This is a genomic window from Pseudomonas sp. 22490 (assembly GCF_052044465.1).
Classification (GTDB): domain Bacteria; phylum Pseudomonadota; class Gammaproteobacteria; order Pseudomonadales; family Pseudomonadaceae; genus Pseudomonas; species Pseudomonas aeruginosa.
The window spans coordinates 1-18,450 of the sequence record NZ_JBQENS010000035.1; the positions used below are offsets into that span (position 1 = coordinate 1).

Sequence of the window (18,450 nt, forward strand, 5' to 3'; positions counted from 1 at the left end):
AGAAGAAGCCCAGCGGGTTGATGTCGTAGCTCACCAGCAGGTTCTTGGTCTGCTGGTAGTGGTCGAGCATCATCTTGTGCGTCTCGCGACCGACGCCGGACTTCTTGTAGCCGCCGAACGCGGCGTGGGCCGGGTACAGGTGGTAGCAGTTGGTCCACACGCGACCGGCCTTGATCCCGCGGCCCATGCGGTAGGCGCGGTTGATGTCGCGGGTCCAGAGGCCGGCGCCGAGGCCGTACTCGGTGTCGTTGGCGATGGCCAGGGCCTCGGCTTCGTCCTTGAAGGTGGTGACGCCGACCACCGGGCCGAAGATTTCCTCCTGGAACACGCGCATGCCGTTGTGCCCCTTGAGCAGGGTCGGCTGGATGTAGTAGCCGCTGGCCAGGTTGCCTTCGAGCTTCTCGACGCTGCCGCCGGCGAGCAGCTCGGCGCCTTCCTGCTGGGCGATGTCGAGGTAGGAGAGGATCTTCTCGTACTGCTGCTGGGAAGCCTGGGCGCCGACCATGGTCTCGGTGTCCAGCGGGTCGCCGCGCTTGATCGCCCTGACCTTTTTCAGCACCTCTTCCATGAATGCCGGGTAGATCGACTCCTGGACCAGCGCGCGGGACGGGCAGGTGCACACCTCGCCCTGGTTGAAGAAGGCCAGCACCAGGCCCTCGGCGGCCTTCTCGATGAACGCCGGCTCGGCCTGCATGATGTCTTCGAAATAGATGTTCGGGCTCTTGCCGCCCAGCTCGACGGTGGAGGGAATGATGTTCTCCGCCGCGCACTTGAGGATGTGCGAGCCGACCGGGGTGGAACCGGTGAAGGCGATCTTGGCGATGCGCTTGCTGGTGGCCAGGGCCTCGCCGGCCTCCCTGCCGAAGCCCTGGACGACGTTGAGCACGCCCGGCGGCAGCAGGTCGCCGATGAGTTCCAGCAGCACGCAGATACCCAGCGGGGTCTGCTCGGCCGGCTTGAGCACCACGCAGTTGCCGGCGGCCAGCGCCGGGGCCAGCTTCCAGGCGGCCATCAGCAGCGGGAAGTTCCACGGGATGATCTGCCCGACCACGCCCAGCGGCTCATGGATGTGGTAGGCCACGGTCCTGTCGTTGATCTCGGCGGCGGAGCCTTCCTGGGCGCGGATGCAGCCGGCGAAGTAGCGGAAGTGGTCGGCGGCCAGGGGGATGTCGGCGTTGAGGGTCTCGCGCACGGCCTTGCCGTTGTCCCAGGTCTCGGTGACGGCGAGCAGTTCCAGGTTCTGCTCGATGCGGTCGGCGATCTTCAGCAGGATGTTCGAGCGCTCCTGCACCGAGGTGCGGCCCCAGGCGTCGGCGGCGGCGTGGGCGGCGTCGAGGGCCTTGTCGATGTCCTCGGCGGTGGAACGGGGGAACTCGGCGATCGGCTGGCCGTTCACCGGCGAGGTGTTGGTGAAGTACTGGCCCTTGACCGGAGGCACGAACTCGCCGCCGATGTAGTTGCCGTAGCGGGCCTTGAAGGAAACGATGGCGCCTTCGCTACCGGGATGGGCGTAACGCATGATGGTATCTCCTGGCTCTTGTGCTTATTAGGGGAGGACGCGCTGTCGCGCTTGTCGTAAGCCTGGAGCAAGGGCCGGGCCAGAGTGGCGAAAGGCCCGGAGTAGAGCGTCCTGGAGGTTTCGCAGGGGAGCTTGCGAACGCTCCCTGTCACGCGGGCGGGACGCTCGTGAGTGACACTCTGTACCGTTTTCGGCGCAGCGCATGACTCATCGGTCAGTCCGTCGTTGCATTGCGCCCCGGCCTGTTGGATGCTGCACCGATAGCCGTCCGGAGAGTCGCGGACCGATCCACCGCGCCCAGGCAAGAGACGGCCCGTCCCTCGCGGAGAACCATAACAATGCCTGCCAGTTCCATGAGCCGCCACGCGCGGCAAGTGCTGACCGTCGCCCAGGGCAAGATCCCGCCGGGCGGCCCTGCGACCGATCCGTCCATCGCCCGCTCCTGGCTGCGCTGCCTGGAACAGCACCATCTCGATCCCGGCCAGCCGATGGCGCCGATGGTGCTGGAGCACGCGCGCATGCTCGAACGCCGCGAGCGCCTGCAACAGGTGCTGGAGATCGCCGATGGCGAGATGCACAGCCTCTACCAGCAGCTTTCCGGCAACGACCACGCGGTACTGCTCACCGATGCCCGCGGGGTGATCCTCAATTGCGTCAACGCCGACGCCCAGCGCCAGACCTTCGAACACGCCGGCCTCTGGCTCGGCGCCGACTGGAGCGAGCCCTGCGAAGGCACCAACGGCATCGGCACCTGCGTGGTCGAGCGGCAGGCCCTGACCATCCAGCAGGAAGAGCACTTCCGTAGCCGCCATACCGGCCTGACCTGCTCGGCGAGCCCGGTGTTCGATCCGCAGGGCGAGCTGATGGCGGTGCTCGACGTGTCTTCGGCGCGCCAGGAAGTCTCGCGGCAGAGCCAGTTCCACACCATGGCGCTGGTCAACCTGTCGGCGAAGATCATCGAGGGCTGCTATTTCCTCCGTCGCTTCGAGGGCTCCTGGCTACTGCGCTTCCATGTCCAGGGCGACTATGTCGGCCTGTTCAGCGAAGGGCTGCTGGCCTTCGAGGAAGACGGGCGGATCCGCGCGGTGAACCAGAGCGCGCTGAACCTGCTCGGTTGTCCGCGCCAGCGCCTGCTCGGCCAGCCGGTGGAGACCTTCTTCGATTGCCGTCTCGACGACCTGCTCGGTCGCGCCTCGCCGCAACCCAGCGCCAGCTGGCCGCTGCGCACCCGCGAGGGACGGACCCTGTACGCCATGCTGCGCGGCGCGCCGCGGGCGATACCCCAGGCCCTGGCGGTGCCCACGGCAGCGAAGCCGGCGCCTGCCGCGCCCGGCCTGTGCCTGGGCGACGCCGAGCTGGCCGCCGATTTCCGCCGGGCGCTGAAGGTCTACGCGCGCGACGTGCCGCTGCTGCTCAACGGCGAGACCGGTTCCGGCAAGGAGGCCTTCGCCAAGGCCGTGCACCTGGCCGGCCCGCGCGCGGAACAGGCGTTCGTCGCGCTGAACTGCGCGGCGATCCCGGAAACCCTGATCGAGAGCGAACTGTTCGGTTATCGCGGCGGCAGCTTCACCGGCGCGCGCAAGGAGGGCATGCGCGGCAAGTTGCAGCAGGCCGACGGCGGCACCCTGTTCCTCGACGAGATCGGCGACATGCCGCTGGCCTTGCAGACCCGCCTGCTGCGGGTGCTGGAAGAGCGCCGGGTAGTACCGCTGGGCGGCGAGCCGGAGGATGTCGACGTGCGCCTGATCAGCGCTACCCACCGCGACCTGGCCGGGCTGGTCGCCGATGGACGCTTCCGCGAGGATCTCTACTACCGCCTCAATGGCATGGTCGTGAGCCTGCCGCCGCTGCGCGAGCGCAGCGACCGCGAGGAGTTGCTGGACTACCTGCTGGCCGAGGAAGCCAGGGGCCAGCGCATCCAGCTCGACGGCGAGGTTCGCCAGGGCCTGCTGGCCTACCGCTGGCCGGGCAACGTCCGGCAGATGCGCACGGTGCTGCGGACCCTGGTGGCACTCTGCGAGGACGGCCGGGTCGGCCTGCGCGACCTGCCCGCGGATATCCGCCAGGCCCTGGCGGCGCTGCCGCCCGCCGCAGCGGCGCCCGCCCCGGCCGCGGGCAACAGCCTGGACGACGCCGAGCGAGCCGCGTTGCTGGCGGCGCTGGACGGCCAGCGCTGGCACGTGAGCCGGGTGGCCGAGCAACTGGGGATCAGCCGCAACACCCTGTATCGCAAGCTGCGCCGGCACGGCCTGGTGCGCGGCCAGGCCTGACGGGCGGGACGGCTCCAGGCGGGCCGCCGCGAGGCCGGCGGGAACCCCGCCGACGCCGCGTCGTCTGATGCCGCGACGCCGGGCGGCCGGCGCCTCCGCTGTGCTAATCTGCCGCCCATTCACAGCGCCTTCGACGGCTTGATCTGCAGGAGTCTGCATGCACATCCACGTACTCGGCATCTGCGGGACCTTCATGGGCTCGCTGGCCGTGCTGGCCAAGGAACTGGGCCACCGGGTGACCGGTTCCGACGCCAACGTCTACCCCCCCATGAGCACCCAACTGCAAGCCCAGGGCATCGAGTTGATGCAGGGCTACGATCCGGCCCACCTGGAGCCGGCGCCGGACCTGGTAGTGATCGGCAACGCCCTGTCGCGCGGCAATCCGGCGGTGGAGCATGTCCTGAACAAGGGCCTGCCCTACGTTTCCGGCCCGCAGTGGCTGGCCGACCACGTGCTGCAAGGACGCTGGGTGCTGGCGGTGGCCGGTACCCACGGCAAGACCACCACCACCAGCATGCTCGCCTGGGTCCTGGAGCACGCCGGCATGAGCCCGGGCTTCCTGATCGGCGGGGTGCCGCAGAACTTCGGGGTTTCGGCGCGCCTGGGCGGTACGCCGTTCTTCGTGGTCGAGGCCGACGAGTACGACAGCGCTTTCTTCGACAAGCGCTCGAAGTTCGTCCATTACCGCCCGCGCACGGCGATCCTGAACAACCTGGAATTCGACCACGCGGATATCTTCCCCGACCTCGCGGCCATCGAGCGGCAGTTCCACCATCTGGTGCGCACCGTGCCGGGCGAGGGCCTGATCATTCGCCCGAGCGCCGAGAAAGCCCTGGAGCGCGTACTCGGGATGGGCTGCTGGACCCCGGTGCAGACCACCGGCGAAGGCGGCCAGTGGCAGGCGCGCCTGCTCGCCGAGGACGGCTCGCGCTTCGAGGTGCTGTTCGACGGCATCGTCCAGGGCGAGGTGGACTGGCCGCTGACCGGCCTGCACAACGTCGCCAACGCCCTCGCCAGCCTGGCGGCGGCGCGCCATGTCGGTGTGGTGCCCAGCCAGGGCGCGGCAGCGCTCAGCGAGTTCCGCAACGTCAAGCGGCGCATGGAGAAGGTCGCGGAGGTCCGGGGCGTGACCCTCTACGACGACTTCGCCCACCATCCGACCGCCATCGCCACCACCCTCGACGGCCTGCGCAAGCAGGTTGGCGCGGATACCCAGGTGATCGCCATCGTCGAGCCGCGTTCCAACTCGATGAAGCTCGGCGCTCATCGCGACGGCCTGCCGGACAGCGTGCGCCAGGCCGACCAGGTGCTCTGGTACGCGCCGCCGAACCTGGGCTGGGACCTGGCCGCCACCGCCGCGCAATGCGCGATACCGTCGCAGGTCTGCGATACCCTGGAGGCGATCATCGAGCAGGTGCGCCAGCAGGCCAGGCCCGGCGCGCAAGTGGTGATCATGAGCAACGGCGGCTTCGGCGGCTTGCACGGCAAGCTGGCCGCGGCGCTGGCCGAGTGAGGGGCGCGATGAGCGGTCCGGAACGCATTACCCTGGCGATGACCGGCGCCTCCGGCGCCCAGTACGGCCTGCGCTTGCTCGATTGCCTGGTGCAGGAAGAGCGCGAGGTGCACTTCCTGATCTCCAAGGCCGCGCAACTGGTGATGGCCACCGAGACCGACGTGGCCTTGCCGGCCAAGCCGCAGGCGATGCAGGCCTTCCTCACCGAATATTGCGGTGCCGCCGCCGGACAGATCCGCGTGTTCGGCCAGAACGACTGGATGGCGCCGCCGGCCTCCGGCTCCAGCGCGCCCAATGCCATGGTGATCTGCCCGTGTTCCACCGGCACCCTGTCGGCGGTCGCCACGGGGGCCTGCAACAACCTCATCGAGCGCGCCGCCGATGTCGCCCTGAAGGAGCGCCGGCCGCTGGTGCTGGTGCCGCGCGAGGCGCCGTTCTCCAGTATCCACCTGGAAAACATGCTCAAGCTGTCCAACCTCGGCGCGGTGATCCTGCCGGCGGCGCCGGGCTTCTACCACCAGCCGCAATCGGTGGAGGACCTGGTGGACTTCGTCGTCGCGCGAATCCTCAACACCCTGGGGATTCCCCAGGATATGCTGCCGCGCTGGGGGGAACAGCACCTTGTCAGCGACGAGTAGGGTGCTGCTGCTGGTCCTGGCGGTGCAGATGGGCGGTTGCGCCACCGTGCGCACCCTGGATGCGGCCAAGCCAGGGGCGCCGGTGGTCTACGCCGGCACCCGGCTGGACTGGTACAGCCTGCACGGCGGCTGCTGCCCGATGGAACGCTTCGGCGCGGAGGCGCCGGCCCATCCGGGGCTCGACCTGCCGGGCAGCGCGCTGCTGGACACCCTGTTGCTGCCGTTCTCGCTGGCCACCGCCATCGGCCTCAACCTCGGCGTCAGCGGCGGCATGTAGGGCGGGATCCGCCCCAGGCTCATTTCCCCAGCTTGCGCAGTTCGTCGGACTCGACGAAGCGCACGCCCTTGCCTTCCTCCAGCGCCAGGCGCCAGAGCGCGCGGGCCAGGTCGCAGGCCTCGATGCCGTGGTACTTGCCGGGAAGGATGCGGGCGATCGGCGCAGCGAGGATCTCGGCCAGGCGGAATTCCTCGCGCGGGCCGAACAGCAGCGATGGCCGGGCGATGGTCAGTTGTGGCCAGCCCTGTTCCTGCAGGGCCTGCTCCAGTTCGCCCTTGACCCGGTTGTAGAAGATCGACGACTTGGCGTCGGCGCCCAGGGCGCTGACCACCAGGTAATGCCGGGCGCCCATCTCCAGCGCGCGCTTGCCCACCGCCAGCGGCAGGTCGAAATCGACCGCGCGGAAGGCCTCCTCCGAGCCGGCTTCCTTGATCGTGGTGCCGAGGCAGCAGAAGGCGGTATCGATGCTGCCGTCGAGTTGCGGCAGCAGCTCGGCCAGCGGGCCGACCGGGTTGTCCAGCCGCGGATGCTCGGCCAGCGCCTTGCGGGCAGGGGCGATGACCTTGGCCAGGGTCGGCTCGCTCAATATCCGATCCAACAGGTGCTCGCCGGTAAGACCGGTCGCGCCGGCGAGCAGAACGCGCTTGGGCGTCGAGTGCATGTGTGTTTCTCCCCTTCCACACCAATGAGCGTAGTGCGCGGCGTATCTATTTGCCCGCCGCGCCCTCGCCGGTTTTTCCTTCCCGGGACGCGAGCGCGCGCTCGGCTTGCTGCCCCCGCAGCGTCCGCCAGTGCGCGAGCACGCGTTCCGGTAACCAGGCTTGCGGTTCCGAAGCTTCGAAACCTTCCTCCTTCTCCCTTTGACGCACTTCCTCTTTCGCCAGTTCGAACGCTTTGGACAGATCGTCGGTGCGGTTCAGCGCATTGGCCAGCAAGGCGCGGCCGAAATAGGTGAAGTCGGCGTCGTCGGAACAGCCGAACGAGACCCGGTCGGCACGCGCGGCGGTCAGGATCAGGGTACGTTCGTCTTTCAGCGGCGGGATGAAGCCCCCGCTGTAGCAGGCCGATACCACCAGCACCTTGTCGCGCTGGCGCAGCGGCGCGAGCAGTTCGGCCAGTTCCGCGGCCGGCAGGTCGCCGAGGTTCAGGCCGGGCATGTCCAGGGCCAACTGGTGGTCGCTGGAGCCGTGGCTGGTCAGGTAGATGAAGACCAGGTCTTCCGGCCCGCTGCGTTCGGCCAGGGTGCGCACGGCGCGGGACAGGCTTTCCCGGGTAGCCAGCGGGCGGTCGCCGAAGTGGTCGCGGTGGTTGACCAGGCGAATCACGCCACGAGCGGCGAAACGCTGGCCGAGCAGGTCGCCGGCGTAATCGGCCTCGCGCAGGAACACGCCCTGGCGGCCATCGCCGCCCAGGCTCAGGGCATAGAGTTCGCTGGCCGGCGTCGAGGCCGGGATCTTGCGCAGTTCTTCGTCGAGCAGGCGACCCTGGGCCAACAGGCCGATTTCCAGAGTGTCGGGCAGGGCCTTGCCGGCGGCGTCGCGGATGCGCTTGCCGTCGGCCCAGAGTCCCTGCTCACGGCTGCCGTCGGCGCGGTCCAGGGTGCCTTGGCCGGCATAGGCGCCGGCGGCGAAGCCGCCTTCGTAGCGGGTGCCGTCCAGTTGTTCGAGCAGGCCCTGGCCATGGAAGCGCCAGAACTGGAAACCGCCGCGGTAGCGGCTGCCGTCGGCGCCGAGAAGCTCGCCGGGGCCGTTCAGCGCGCCTTCGCTGAAGCGGCCGATCCAGACATCGCCGCTGGCGCTTTCGTAGCGCCCCTGGCCATGGAACTGGTTGTCCTTGAACTGGCCGACGTAGCGGTCGCCATCGGGCCCGCTCCAGCGCCCCTTGCCGTTCAGTTGCCCGTCGCGGAAGGTACCGGCGTACTGGTTGCCCTGGCTGTCGCTGAAGCTGCCTTCGCCTTCCAGGCGGCCCTGGCGGAAGCTGCCCTGGTAGCGGCTGCCATCGCTGCCGTCCAGCGTGCCCTGGCCGCTGTACAGGCCCTTGCGGAAACCGCCGCGGTAGCGAGTGCCCTGTTGTTCCAGGCTGCCTTCGCCATCGAACAGGCCCTGGCGGAAACCGCCCTGGTAGACGCTGCCATCGGCCATCGCCAGGCGTCCCTGACCGTCGAACAGGCCGGCCGCGAAGCCACCGCTGTAGCGGCTGCCGTCGGCGCCCTGCCAGGTGCCATGGCCGTGCAGCAGGCCATGCTCGAAGCGGCCGGCGTACCAGGCGCCGTTGTCGTAGTCCAGCCGGCCCTGGCCTTCCAGGCGCCCGTCCACCAGCTCGCCGCGATAGCGCGCGCCGTCAGGCAGGCGCGCATCGGCCGGGAGCAGCGGTTCGCCCTCGCCACAGGCGGCGAGCAGGATGACCAGGGCGGAGCAGAGCGAGAGAGACCTGGCGGGGCGAAGCATGCGGCGTTCCCGATGAGTGGTTCGGTCCGAGGGTGGAGGGGAGACAGTGTGGCGGAAAAATCGTTGCCTGGCAGTAGGGTATTTCCCTGCCGGCCCAGAGCGCCCCCGCGAGCGGGGGCTTTTGGAAGGGGGGAGAGGGGCGCGAAGGCGCCTGGCCGTCAAGCGAACGGCAGCGCTCGCTGGGGCGGGCTCAGACGAAGCAGAGGCTGAGGGTCTCGGCGATGTAGGCGGGTTTCTCCTGGCCTTCGATCTCCAGGGTGGCGCGCGCCTTGATCAGCCACTGGCCGGGATTCTTCTCGTTGACGTCGAGCAGGGTCAGGCCCAGGCGGACCCGCGAGCCGACCCGCACCGGCTGGATGAAGCGCACCGTATCGAGGCCGTAGTTGACCGCCATCTTCAGTCCTTCGGGAAGCACCAGCAGGCCTTCCATCAGCTTCGGGATCAGCGACAGGGACAGGAAACCGTGGGCGATGGTGCCGCCGAAGGGCGTCTTCGCCGCCTTCTCCGGATCGACGTGGATGAACTGGTGGTCGCCGGTGCATTCGGCGAACTGGTCGACCCGCTCCTGGTCGATGGTGAGCCATTCGGAATGGCCGAGATCCTTGCCGACATAGTCCTTGAGCGCTGCTACGGGTACGAATGGCATAAGTCCTCCGGGAGGATGGCTGTTGTTCTCATGGTGCAGGAAGATCAGCACGCGTTGGCGACCGGGTCAAGAAACCATCGGCCTGGCGAATATCGCGTCATGCGGTGCCGCGACTGCGACTGATGGATAGGCGAGGAGCGTGCCAATGTCCCGGCGGGCTGGGCATAATGGTCGGCCCTTGCTGGAGGTGCCCATGTTGCTTCGTGGTCTGACCTGGCTGGTGCTGTTCCAGTTGCTCGGCACAGGTCTGAACGTTCTGTTGTTGCCCATGCTGCCCGGTCCGATCATCGGCCTGGTGCTGCTGTTCGGTTATTTCCTGGCGCGTGGCGAGGTCGGCAAGCCGGTCAACGAGGCGGCCGGCTCGTTGCTGCGCTACCTGCCGCTGCTGCTGGTGCCGGCGGCGGTCGGGGTGATGGCCTATGCGCGGGAGATCGCCGCCGACTTCTGGGCCATCGTCGGCGCGCTGGTACTGTCGCTGGTGCTGTCGTTCCTGTTCGCCGGCTGGACGATGCAGAAGCTCATCGATCGCCAGCAACGTCGCCGGGAGGAGTCCTGATGGCCTGGCAGGCCGCCCTCGAGGCGGTGATCCACCATCCGCTGTTCGGCGTCGGCGTGACCCTGGGCGCCTACCAGTTGGCCCTGGCCGCCTATGAACGGACCCGCTGGGTGTTCCTGCAGCCGGTGCTGGTATCGATGCTGGTGGTGATCGGCGTGCTGCTGCTTTGCGGCATCGACTACGACGAATACAGTGCCAGCGCCAAGGTCCTGACCATTCTCCTCGGCCCCGCCACGGTGGCCCTGGCGGTGCCGCTGTTCCTCAACCTGCGGCGTATCCGCCAATTGTTCTGGCCGACCCTGCTGACCCTGGTGGTCGCCGGTACGCTGGCGACGGTGCTGGGCATCGCATTCGGCTGGTTGTTCGGTGCCGAGCCGCGGATGCTGATGAGCATGGCGCCGAAGTCGGTGACCTCGCCGATCGCCATGCTGGTGGCCAGCCAGATCGGCGGCGTGGCGGCGCTGGCCGCCGTGTTCGTACTGATCACCGGGGTACTCGGGGCGATCCTCGGGCCGGAGCTGCTGCGCGCCATCGGCGTCCGGCACCCCGCCGCGCAGGGCATGGCGCTGGGCATGACGGCCCACGCGGTAGGCACTTCGCGGGCCTTGCAGGAAGGCGAGGAGTGCGGCGCCTTCGCCGCCCTGGCGATGAGCCTGATGGGCGTTGCCACCGCAGTGCTGCTACCGTTGGCGGTAGCGCTGGTTGCCTGACGATGCCCGAGGAGTCGCGATGAAGTTGCCGTTGTTTCCCCTCAACGCCGTGCTGTTCCCCGGTTGCCGCCTGGACCTGCAGATCTTCGAGGCGCGCTACCTGGACATGATCAGCCGCTGCATGAAGCAGGGCACCGGTTTCGGCGTGGTGACCATCGGCGAAGGGCGGGAGGTCGGCGAAGCGCCGAGCCGCCTGGCGATGGTCGGCTGCGAGGCCTCGGTCCGCGACTGGCAGCAGCGCCCGAACGGCCTGCTGGGCATCCGCGTGGAGGGCGGTCGGCGTTTCCAGGTGCTGTCGGTGGAGGTCCAGGCCGACCAGCTCAGCGTTGGCGAGATCGAGTGGTTCGAAGACCTGCCGGAGCAACCCCTGACCTACGAACACAACGATCTCGCCGCGTTGCTCAGCGTGCTGGCCGAGCATCCGATGGTGGCCGCGCTGGAGATGGGCGGCGAGCCCGGCGGCCAGCAGGACCTGGCCAACCAGTTGGCCTACCTGCTGCCGTTCGATACCGAACGCAAGCTCGAACTGCTCGCCCTGCCCGACGCGCAGATGCAACTGGCGCGGATCCAGGTGCTGCTGGAGCACCTGCAGGGCGAGTTGGGTATCGACTGAGCGCCAACCCTCACAGCGGCCGGTAGCGCGCAATGGCTTCCGGCAGGGCCCAGCCGGCGGCGATCGCCAGGGTCGCCACGCAGACCGGCAACAGCAGCCACCAGACCCGTTGCGGCAGCGCCGGCAGCGACTCGCGGCGCTGGCTCAGCCACAGGCTGGCGGCGCAGACCGTAGTGGCGAGCAGGGCGCCGGCGACGATGTCCGACGGCCAGTGCACGCCAAGGTAGACCCGCGACAGGGCGATGCTCAGCGACGGGATCACCGCCAGCAGTACCCAGGTCAGGCGCCAGCGCGGCGGTTGCTGGCGGCTGGCGAGGACGCCCAGGGTGAGGAAGAAGGCGAAGGACGCCGAGCTGTGTCCGCTGGGGAAGCTGAAGCTGCTCAGCGGTTCGGCCAGCACTTCCGGGCGGGCGCGGGCGAACAGGGTCTTCAGGGTCTGGTTGGCCAGCGCGGTACCCACCAGGGTGCCGATGGCGAAGATGGCCGGACGCCATTGCCGGGTCAGCAGGAGGATACCGCCGAGCAGCGCACCGGCGATGAACTGGGTGCGGAAATCGCCGAGCCGGGTGACCACCACCATCACCGGGTTCAGGTCGGCGTTGCGATGCTCCTGGACCAGCGTCATCAGGCCCTGGTCGAGGTCCTGGAGGTACGGCCAGGCGACGGTCATCGCCAGCAGCAGGACCAGGCTCAGCGCGGCCGCCACAGCGGTTGCCCAGCGTTTGCGCCGCAGGCTGGCCTGGACTACCACGCCGACCAGCACCGCCAGGCAGGCCGCGACGATCCCGGCTTCGCTCCAGAAGCCTTCCGGCAACGGCAGGCGCAGGGCTGCGCCGGTGGCCCAGCCGGGCAACAGGTAGGCGACCGCCCAGCCGGCGGCGGCGATCAGCGAAACGCCGAGAAAACGGCCGAACGGCATGTCGAGCATGCCGGCGACCATCGGCAGCATCGGTCGCAGGGCGCCGATGAAGCGGCCGACCAGCAGGCTGGCGATACCGTAGCGTTCGAAGTACACCTCGGCGGCGGTGATCCACTGCGGATGGCTGCGCAGGCCGGGCAGGCGGCGGATGTTCTGGTGGAAGCGGCGGCCGATCCAGTACGAGCTGAGGTCGCCCAGCACCCCGCCGGCGTAGGCCAGCAGCAGGGTTTCGCCGAGGCCGAGGGCGCCGCTGCCGGCGATCACCGCGACGCCGAACAGCAGCACCACGCCGGGGAGGACGATACCGACGATGGCCGCGCATTCGAGGAAGGCGATGAGGAAGATGGCCAGCCCCAGCCACTCGGGGTTGGCGGCCATCCAGGCGTTGAAGCTGTCGAGACTCATTGCAGGTGCGGGTCCTGATGTCCGAGTAGATGATAGTCGCGCCCGGCGACCTGGCCGCGGCGCAGTGGGTTGCGGGTGCAGAAGGCGGCGAAGGTGGCATCGACGAAACGGTACGGCAGGTGTTCGTCGCGCCCCTTCGGAATGCCCAGCCGAGCGGCCTGGATCACCTGGCTGGGGCGCTCGCCGACATCGTCGACGAACAGTCGCTGCGGGTCGAAGCGCTGCGCGTCCCACTCCGGCACCTTCAGCCCCATGGCCTTGCACAGCAGGGTCTGGCCGGCGCACAGGCGGCCGATCTCGCGGGGCCGGCCCTGGCTGTCCGGGTTCAGGCTCTGCATCCGCTCCAGCGCCGTGTGGTCGCTGATGCGATCCAGCCAGGGATGGCCGGACTTGATCAGCACCGCATTGCCCGGCCCGCCGGCGCTGAAGTTCAGCGAGTCGCCGCCGCGCGCGTAATACATATAGATGTGCCCGCCGTCGAGGAACAGTGCCTTGCGCTTCTCGGTGTAGCCGAGCGAGGCATGGCTGCCTTTCTCCTCCAGGTAGTAGGCCTCGGTCTCGATGATTCGCGCCGCCAGCCAGAGATTGCCCTGGCGATGGCGGATCACCTTGCCCAGCAACTCGCGGGCGACCAGCAACGCATCGCGGTCGAAGAAGGTGTCGGGGAGCGGCCGGGCGTCGGGCCAGGGCAAACTAAGGATGGGATCGCGGGACATGGGATTGTCGCTGGGACCATGGCAGTCATAGGCTGGCGAATGATAACAACAAGAGCCTGAATCATGGTTGAACGAGAGCGTGTCGACAGTGCCCACATCACGCCCAGCGCCCATTACACCGGGTACGTCTGGTTCCGCCATCGACTCGCCGAACCGGCCTTCGCCACCGTCTTCGGCCGCTGGGTACACGGCTTCGTCGCGCCGATCAACTGGGGCGCGCAGCTCGGTTTCGGACTGAACATCGAGGATTTCCTGTTACAAAGACACCTCATGATCGACGCGCGCCTGACCCAGGCCGTCGAACGCGAGGGAGTGGTCCAGGTGGTGGAAATGGCCTGCGGGCTCTCGCCGCGTGGGCGACGCTTCCGGCAACGCTATCCACAGTTGCGCTACCTGGAGGCCGACCTGCCGCCGATGGCCGCGCGCAAGGCGGCGTTGCTCCGCGAGCAGGGGTGGCTGGGCCCGGAGCACGCGGTGGCGGCTGTGGATATCCTCGCCGAGGACGGCGAGCGCAGCCTTGCCGCGCTGTTCGCCGGGCTCGATCGCGAGCGCCCGCTGGTGGTGATCACCGAGGGGTTGGTGAACTATTTCCAGCGCCCGGTGATCGAGGCCTTCTGGAGTCGCCTGGCGACCGAACTTAAACGCTTCCCCCAGGGCACCTACCTGACCGACCTCTATCCCGATCTCCGCGAGCACCCGCGCTACCGGCAGATCCGCTGGGGAGTGGGGATCATCGGGCGGCTGACGCGGGGAAGCTATCCGTTGCATTACCGCAATGCCGCGGAAATCGAGGCGGCCTTCGCCCGCTGCGGCTTCGCCTCCACCCTGGTGCTCGACCCGCAGCGCGAAGGCGCCGCCCTGGGCTTGCCGCAGGGACGCCTGCCGAGCCTGGTGCGGGTAATCGAAAGCCGCACGGCATAGCCGCCTCTCAGGCGACCTCCGCTCGCTCCCAGGCGGCGAGGAGGTCGGCCAGTCCGGCGCTGGCCGCCGGATCGGAGTGCGGGAAGATGAAGGCGAAGCCGTCGGCGGTCGAGCGCAGGGGCAGGATGTCCAAGTCCGCCAGGCCGTCGCAGCACAACCGCCAGCCGCGTTGCGGGCGGGATTCGGGCAGCTCGGCGTGCAGCCGCCCGCCGAAATAGCCGAGTTCCATCAGTTCCGCCGCATAGACGCCGAACTGCGGATGTTCCAGCCGAGCGTGCCCTTGGGCTGGCCGATGGCGGACCTCGAAGCGTCGCTCCAGGTCGAGCAGGCGCGTGCGCGGGATCCGCGTGCTGCCCTCGGCGCGCTCCGGCAGTGCCTCGCCGCGCAGGAACGGGCCGTAGAGCCGGGCGCAGGCCTCGCGTCGTTCGAACTGGGCAAGATGGTCGGCGTCGTGGATCAGGGCGAACTCGGCGTTCCCGCAGGCATGGGCGAACACCGCATGTTCCCAGGGCTGGGTGAAATGGTCGTACTCGCCGGCGAGCACCAGGGTCGGGCAGGTCGGGTGCCGCTCGAAGCCGCCGAAGGCCAACAGGCGCCGGCTATTCTGCCGGTAGCGTTCGATCTCCGCCGCGGTCAGGCGTTGCAACTGGCGCAGCATGGCCTTGCGAAATACCGGGGAGACGCCGGTACGTTCCAGCTGTAGCGGGTTGATCAGGCCGGTCAGTACGCCGTGGGCGAAGGCGCTCTGGTCGCCCTCGTCGAGCCGGGCCAGGGCTTCTTCCAGCAGCAGCCGCGCACCGGGGCGGCCGAATGCGGTGATGCCGGCCAGTAGCAGGCGCGCGCAGCGGCGCGGATGGCGGGCGGCGAACAGCGCGGCCAGGGCCGAGCCGTAGGACAGGCCGATGGGCATCAACGGCGGCAGGCCGAGCCGTTCGGCGAAGGCCGCGATCAGGTCGGCGAGGTCTTCCAGGCTCAGTTCCGCCGCCAGTTGCAGGTTGCCGCCCTGGCTCGGCAGGTCGAGCAGGATCACCGGGTGCTCGGCGAGCAGTTCGCTGACCTCGCCGGTGAACGAGCGGAAGCTCTGGAAGGCGCCGCCCAGCAGGAGCACCGGCGGGCGCGGGTCGTCGGCGCGGGCGGCGAAGGCCTGGTAGCGCAGTTGCCAGCCGTCTAGGAAGAGGATATCCGGTTCGCTGCTCAGCGACTGCGCGCTGTAGTCGGTACGGTAGCGCATGGCGAGGCCCCGCGGTGTGTGCGTCGTTATTGTTGTTCTGCCGAGCGGGTGCCGGTGGGTGGCAGTGGCCAGGCTCGCCTCGAAGGTAAACAGAGGTAGCAATTTTGTTTACCTATCCTTCGGCCGGCGCCTGCGCCCGGGTGTCACCGTCTCGCGCACAGCCCCAGGCGCAGCAGGGCTGCCGCGTTACCGCCGGGGGCGATGGAACGCACTGTCTACCGACCGGCTGTTGCGGCTGGGCGCGCCGGGGCTGGCTCGCTATAATCGCGCATTTCCCTGACGCCAGATGCCGAGACCATGACCGAGTCCGTCCTCGACTATATGAGCCGCCTTGGCCGCGATGCCCGCGCCGCCTCGCGGTTGCTCGCGCGCGCCGCCACCGCGCAGAAGAACCGCGCCCTGCTGGCCGCGGCCGATGCGTTGGACGCCGCCCGCGCGGAGTTGTCCCACGCCAACGAGCAGGACCTCGCCGCCGGCCGCGCCAATGGCCTGGAGCCGGCGATGCTGGACCGCTTGGCGCTGACCCCGGCGCGCATCGACGACATGATCGAGGGCCTGCGCCAGGTCGCCACGCTGCCCGACCCGATCGGCGAGATCCGCGACATGCGCTATGTGCCCTCGGGCATCCAGATCGGCAAGATGCGCGTGCCGCTGGGCGTGGTCGGGATCATCTACGAGTCGCGGCCGAACGTGACCATCGACGCCGCCAGCCTGTGCCTGAAGTCCGGCAACGCGACCATCCTGCGCGGCGGCTCCGAGGCGATCCACTCCAACCAGGCGATCGCCCGCTGCATCCAGCAGGGCCTGGCCGAGGCCGGCCTGCCGGCCGCCGCCGTGCAGGTGGTGGAAACCACCGACCGCGCCGCGGTCGGCGCGCTGATCAGCATGCCCGAATACGTCGACGTGATCGTCCCGCGCGGCGGCAAGGGCCTGATCGAGCGCATCAGCCGCGAGGCCAAGGTGCCGGTGATCAAGCACCTGGACGGCATCTGCCACGTCTACATCGATGTCGCCGCCGACCTGGACAAGGCGATTCGCGTCGCCGACAACGCCAAGACCCAGCGCTATGCACCGTGCAACACCATGGAGACGCTGCTGGTGCATGCCGGTATCGCCGAGCGGGCGCTGCCGCCCCTGGCCACGATCTACCGCGAGAAGGGCGTGGAACTGCGCGGCGACGCCGCGACCCGCGCGCTGCTCGGCGCAGACGTGCTGGAGGCTACCGAGGAGGACTGGCGTACCGAGTACAACGCGCCGATCCTGTCGATCCGCATCGTCGACGGGCTGGACGCGGCGATCGAGCACATCAACACCTACGGCTCGCAGCACACCGACGCGATCATTACCGAGAACTTCAGCGATGCGCGGCGTTTCCTCGCCGAAGTGGATTCCGCTTCGGTGATGGTCAACGCCTCGACCCGCTTCGCCGACGGCTTCGAGTACGGCCTCGGCGCCGAGATCGGGATTTCCACCGACAAGCTGCACGCCCGCGGCCCGGTCGGCCTGGAAGGCCTGACCAGCGAGAAGTACGTCGTCTTCGGCGACGGTCACGTGCGCACCTGATGGGCAAACGTATCGGCCTGTTCGGCGGCACTTTCGACCCCGTGCATATCGGACATATGCGCAGCGCCGTGGAAATGGCCGAGCAGTTCGCCCTCGACGAACTGCGCCTGCTGCCCAATGCGCGGCCGCCGCACCGGGAAACCCCGCAGGTGTCGGCCGCGCAGCGGTTGGCGATGGTCGAGCGGGCGGTGGCGGGAGTCGAGCGATTGACGGTCGATCCCCGCGAACTGCAGCGCGACAAGCCGTCCTACACCATCGACACCCTGGAGTCGGTGCGGGCGGAGCTGGCGGCCGACGACCAGTTGTTCATGCTGATCGGCTGGGATGCCTTCTGCGGCTTGCCGACGTGGCACCGCTGGGAGGCGTTGCTGGATCACTGCCACATCGTCGTGTTGCAGCGTCCGGATGCCGACAGCGAGCCGCCGGAGTCGCTGCGCGACCTGCTGGCGGCGCGGAGCGTGGCCGACCCGCAGGCCCTGAAAGGGCCGGGCGGACAGATCACCTTCGTCTGGCAGACGCCGCTGGCGGTGTCCGCCACCCAGATCCGCGCGCTGCTGGGTGCCGGGCGCTCCGTGCGTTTCCTGGTGCCGGACGCGGTATTGAACTACATCGAGGCGCACCACCTGTATCGTGCGCCACACTGATAAAGAAACAGAGACCGACTCAATGCAAACCGAACAACTCGTCCAAGTGGCCATCGATGCCCTGGAAGACCTCAAGGCCCAGGACATCGTGACCCTCGATGTGCGGGACAAGACCAGCGTCACCGACTACATGGTGATCGCCTGCGGCAGTTCCAGCCGCCAGGTCAAGTCGCTGGCCGACAACGTCCTGACCAAGGCCAAGGAAAACGGCGTCAAGCCCCTGGGCAGCGAAGGCCTGGAGTCCGGCGAATGGGCGCTGCTCGACCTGGGCGACGTGGTGGTCCACGTGATGCTCCCGGCGACCCGCCAGTTCTACGACCTGGAGCGCCTGTGGCAGGGCGCCGAGCAGAGCCGCGCCCAGCACCAGCCGGAAGAGTGACGCCGGCATGCGGTTGCGCCTGATCGCGGTTGGCTCGCGCATGCCTCGCTGGGTCGAGGAAGGCTGGCAGGAATACGTCAAGCGCCTGCCGGCCGAGCTGTCCCTCGAACTGGTGGAGATCCCGCTCAACACCCGCGGCAAGAACGCCGACGTGGCGCGCCTGATCCGTCAGGAAGGCGAGGCCATGCTGGCGCGCGTCCAGCCGGGGGAACGGGTGGTGACCCTGGAGGTCGAAGGTCGGCCCTGGAGCACCGAGCAACTGGCTCGCGAACTGGATCGCTGGCGTCTCGACGCACGCACCGTGAATCTCATGGTCGGCGGCCCGGAAGGGCTGGCGCCGGAGGTCTGCGCGCGCAGCGAGCAGCGCTGGTCGCTGTCGCCGTTGACGCTGCCGCACCCGTTGGTGCGGATCCTGGTCGGCGAGCAGATCTACCGGGCCTGGACCGTATTGTCCGGGCACCCCTACCACAAATAGTCCCCAGT

The 18,450-nt window shown here is 68.7% G+C and carries 19 protein-coding genes; 12 read left to right on the forward strand and 7 right to left on the reverse strand.

Annotated features, from left to right (window positions below; all coding sequences use genetic code 11):
• A partial coding sequence (exaC, locus tag ACTJJX_RS28670) for an acetaldehyde dehydrogenase ExaC (RefSeq protein WP_023082763.1) occupies positions 1-1,519 on the reverse strand: 1,519 nt, incomplete at its 3' end.
• A gap of 338 nt (positions 1,520-1,857) precedes the next feature.
• On the opposite strand from exaC, the gene eatR reads away from it, so the two are divergent.
• From eatR to ACTJJX_RS28690, 4 genes are all read left to right on the forward strand, one after another.
• Entirely contained in the window at positions 1,858-3,789 is a 1,932-nt protein-coding gene (gene eatR / locus ACTJJX_RS28675; RefSeq protein ID WP_003119186.1) for a sigma-54-dependent transcriptional regulator EatR, read from the forward strand.
• A gap of 157 nt (positions 3,790-3,946) precedes the next feature.
• Positions 3,947-5,302 carry a UDP-N-acetylmuramate:L-alanyl-gamma-D-glutamyl-meso-diaminopimelate ligase gene (gene mpl / locus ACTJJX_RS28680; RefSeq protein ID WP_003124067.1) on the forward strand — a complete coding sequence of 452 codons (1,356 nt, stop codon included), beginning with the start codon at positions 3,947-3,949 and terminating at the stop codon, positions 5,300-5,302.
• An 8-nt stretch (positions 5,303-5,310) separates the two neighbouring features.
• Positions 5,311-5,940 carry a flavin prenyltransferase UbiX gene (ubiX, locus tag ACTJJX_RS28685; protein WP_003093227.1) on the forward strand — a complete coding sequence of 210 codons (630 nt, stop codon included), beginning with the start codon at positions 5,311-5,313 and terminating at the stop codon, positions 5,938-5,940.
• A 28-nt stretch (positions 5,941-5,968) separates the two neighbouring features.
• Positions 5,969-6,217, forward strand: coding sequence for a YceK/YidQ family lipoprotein (locus tag ACTJJX_RS28690; protein ID WP_042159398.1), 249 nt, complete (start codon positions 5,969-5,971; stop codon positions 6,215-6,217).
• Between the two features lie 19 nt (positions 6,218-6,236).
• Here ACTJJX_RS28690 and ACTJJX_RS28695 read toward each other — a convergent pair whose 3' ends face one another.
• The 3 genes from ACTJJX_RS28695 to ACTJJX_RS28705 all read right to left on the reverse strand — a co-directional run bounded on the left by ACTJJX_RS28695 (position 6,237) and on the right by ACTJJX_RS28705 (position 9,310).
• Positions 6,237-6,878, reverse strand: a complete 642-nt coding sequence (locus ACTJJX_RS28695) for an oxidoreductase (protein WP_003100290.1) — start codon at positions 6,876-6,878, stop codon at positions 6,237-6,239.
• 46 nt (positions 6,879-6,924) lie between these two features.
• Positions 6,925-8,664 carry a C13 family peptidase gene (locus ACTJJX_RS28700; protein ID WP_003118249.1) on the reverse strand — a complete coding sequence of 580 codons (1,740 nt, stop codon included), beginning with the start codon at positions 8,662-8,664 and terminating at the stop codon, positions 6,925-6,927.
• Positions 8,665-8,854: 190 nt separating this feature from the next.
• Complete coding sequence (locus tag ACTJJX_RS28705; protein WP_003093220.1) at positions 8,855-9,310, reverse strand: MaoC family dehydratase; 456 nt, start codon at positions 9,308-9,310, stop codon at positions 8,855-8,857.
• A 193-nt stretch (positions 9,311-9,503) separates the two neighbouring features.
• Here ACTJJX_RS28705 and ACTJJX_RS28710 point away from each other — a divergent pair, with 193 nt between their 5' ends.
• From ACTJJX_RS28710 to ACTJJX_RS28720, 3 genes are read left to right on the forward strand one after another with little or no spacing between them, the layout of a single operon-like run.
• Complete coding sequence (locus tag ACTJJX_RS28710) at positions 9,504-9,866, forward strand: CidA/LrgA family protein (protein WP_031636980.1); 363 nt, start codon at positions 9,504-9,506, stop codon at positions 9,864-9,866.
• Entirely contained in the window at positions 9,866-10,576 is a 711-nt protein-coding gene (locus tag ACTJJX_RS28715) for an LrgB family protein (protein ID WP_003093214.1), read from the forward strand. Before ACTJJX_RS28710 ends, ACTJJX_RS28715 begins: the two co-directional genes overlap by 1 nt.
• 19 nt (positions 10,577-10,595) lie before the next feature.
• Positions 10,596-11,189: an LON peptidase substrate-binding domain-containing protein gene (locus ACTJJX_RS28720; RefSeq protein WP_003093212.1), complete on the forward strand. Its 594-nt coding sequence runs from the start codon at positions 10,596-10,598 to the stop codon at positions 11,187-11,189.
• A 10-nt stretch (positions 11,190-11,199) separates the two neighbouring features.
• Here ACTJJX_RS28720 and ACTJJX_RS28725 read toward each other — a convergent pair whose 3' ends face one another.
• A complete protein-coding gene (locus tag ACTJJX_RS28725) occupies positions 11,200-12,513 on the reverse strand; it encodes a bifunctional DedA family/phosphatase PAP2 family protein (protein WP_003100297.1) in 1,314 nt (437 codons plus the stop codon).
• Positions 12,510-13,229, reverse strand: a complete 720-nt coding sequence (locus ACTJJX_RS28730; RefSeq protein ID WP_003100299.1) for a DNA-3-methyladenine glycosylase — start codon at positions 13,227-13,229, stop codon at positions 12,510-12,512. Before ACTJJX_RS28730 ends, ACTJJX_RS28725 begins: the two co-directional genes overlap by 4 nt.
• A 63-nt stretch (positions 13,230-13,292) precedes the next feature.
• On the opposite strand from ACTJJX_RS28730, the gene ACTJJX_RS28735 reads away from it, so the two are divergent.
• A complete protein-coding gene (locus tag ACTJJX_RS28735) occupies positions 13,293-14,150 on the forward strand; it encodes a class I SAM-dependent methyltransferase (protein WP_003093206.1) in 858 nt (285 codons plus the stop codon).
• A 7-nt stretch (positions 14,151-14,157) separates the two neighbouring features.
• On the opposite strand, the gene ACTJJX_RS28740 is transcribed toward ACTJJX_RS28735, so the two are convergent.
• Complete coding sequence (locus ACTJJX_RS28740; protein ID WP_003159337.1) at positions 14,158-15,381, reverse strand: alpha/beta fold hydrolase; 1,224 nt, start codon at positions 15,379-15,381, stop codon at positions 14,158-14,160.
• Between the two features lie 297 nt (positions 15,382-15,678).
• On the opposite strand from ACTJJX_RS28740, the gene ACTJJX_RS28745 reads away from it, so the two are divergent.
• Genes ACTJJX_RS28745 through rlmH form a run of 4 tightly spaced genes read left to right on the forward strand, consistent with a single transcriptional unit; the run spans position 15,679 to position 18,442 of the window.
• The gene (locus ACTJJX_RS28745) at positions 15,679-16,944 is read left to right on the forward strand and encodes a glutamate-5-semialdehyde dehydrogenase (protein WP_003100303.1); all 1,266 of its coding nucleotides are present in this window, start codon (positions 15,679-15,681) and stop codon (positions 16,942-16,944) included.
• Entirely contained in the window at positions 16,944-17,588 is a 645-nt protein-coding gene (gene nadD / locus ACTJJX_RS28750; RefSeq protein ID WP_003093199.1) for a nicotinate-nucleotide adenylyltransferase, read from the forward strand. Before ACTJJX_RS28745 ends, nadD begins: the two co-directional genes overlap by 1 nt.
• A 22-nt stretch (positions 17,589-17,610) precedes the next feature.
• Positions 17,611-17,967 (forward strand): ribosome silencing factor, encoded by a 357-nt coding sequence (gene rsfS / locus ACTJJX_RS28755; protein ID WP_003100305.1) that lies wholly within the window; start codon positions 17,611-17,613, stop codon positions 17,965-17,967.
• Between the two features lie 7 nt (positions 17,968-17,974).
• Positions 17,975-18,442 (forward strand): 23S rRNA (pseudouridine(1915)-N(3))-methyltransferase RlmH, encoded by a 468-nt coding sequence (gene rlmH, locus ACTJJX_RS28760; protein WP_003093193.1) that lies wholly within the window; start codon positions 17,975-17,977, stop codon positions 18,440-18,442.
• Positions 18,443-18,450: the final 8 nt, after the last annotated feature.

What these genes read in the sequence shown, in the direction of transcription:
- eatR (WP_003119186.1), top strand. Translation starts at nt 1,858, where the DNA reads ATGCCTGCCAGTTCCATGAGCCGCCACGCGCGGCAAGTGCTGACCGTC.
- mpl (WP_003124067.1), top strand. Translation starts at nt 3,947, where the DNA reads ATGCACATCCACGTACTCGGCATCTGCGGGACCTTCATGGGCTCGCTG.
- ubiX (WP_003093227.1), top strand. Translation starts at nt 5,311, where the DNA reads ATGAGCGGTCCGGAACGCATTACCCTGGCGATGACCGGCGCCTCCGGC.
- ACTJJX_RS28690 (WP_042159398.1), top strand. Translation starts at nt 5,969, where the DNA reads ATGGGCGGTTGCGCCACCGTGCGCACCCTGGATGCGGCCAAGCCAGGG.
- ACTJJX_RS28695 (WP_003100290.1), bottom strand. Translation starts at nt 6,878, where the DNA reads ATGCACTCGACGCCCAAGCGCGTTCTGCTCGCCGGCGCGACCGGTCTT.
- ACTJJX_RS28700 (WP_003118249.1), bottom strand. Translation starts at nt 8,664, where the DNA reads ATGCTTCGCCCCGCCAGGTCTCTCTCGCTCTGCTCCGCCCTGGTCATC.
- ACTJJX_RS28705 (WP_003093220.1), bottom strand. Translation starts at nt 9,310, where the DNA reads ATGCCATTCGTACCCGTAGCAGCGCTCAAGGACTATGTCGGCAAGGAT.
- ACTJJX_RS28710 (WP_031636980.1), top strand. Translation starts at nt 9,504, where the DNA reads ATGTTGCTTCGTGGTCTGACCTGGCTGGTGCTGTTCCAGTTGCTCGGC.
- ACTJJX_RS28715 (WP_003093214.1), top strand. Translation starts at nt 9,866, where the DNA reads ATGGCCTGGCAGGCCGCCCTCGAGGCGGTGATCCACCATCCGCTGTTC.
- ACTJJX_RS28720 (WP_003093212.1), top strand. Translation starts at nt 10,596, where the DNA reads ATGAAGTTGCCGTTGTTTCCCCTCAACGCCGTGCTGTTCCCCGGTTGC.
- ACTJJX_RS28725 (WP_003100297.1), bottom strand. Translation starts at nt 12,513, where the DNA reads ATGAGTCTCGACAGCTTCAACGCCTGGATGGCCGCCAACCCCGAGTGG.
- ACTJJX_RS28730 (WP_003100299.1), bottom strand. Translation starts at nt 13,229, where the DNA reads ATGTCCCGCGATCCCATCCTTAGTTTGCCCTGGCCCGACGCCCGGCCG.
- ACTJJX_RS28735 (WP_003093206.1), top strand. Translation starts at nt 13,293, where the DNA reads ATGGTTGAACGAGAGCGTGTCGACAGTGCCCACATCACGCCCAGCGCC.
- ACTJJX_RS28740 (WP_003159337.1), bottom strand. Translation starts at nt 15,381, where the DNA reads ATGCGCTACCGTACCGACTACAGCGCGCAGTCGCTGAGCAGCGAACCG.
- ACTJJX_RS28745 (WP_003100303.1), top strand. Translation starts at nt 15,679, where the DNA reads ATGACCGAGTCCGTCCTCGACTATATGAGCCGCCTTGGCCGCGATGCC.
- nadD (WP_003093199.1), top strand. Translation starts at nt 16,944, where the DNA reads ATGGGCAAACGTATCGGCCTGTTCGGCGGCACTTTCGACCCCGTGCAT.
- rsfS (WP_003100305.1), top strand. Translation starts at nt 17,611, where the DNA reads ATGCAAACCGAACAACTCGTCCAAGTGGCCATCGATGCCCTGGAAGAC.
- rlmH (WP_003093193.1), top strand. Translation starts at nt 17,975, where the DNA reads ATGCGGTTGCGCCTGATCGCGGTTGGCTCGCGCATGCCTCGCTGGGTC.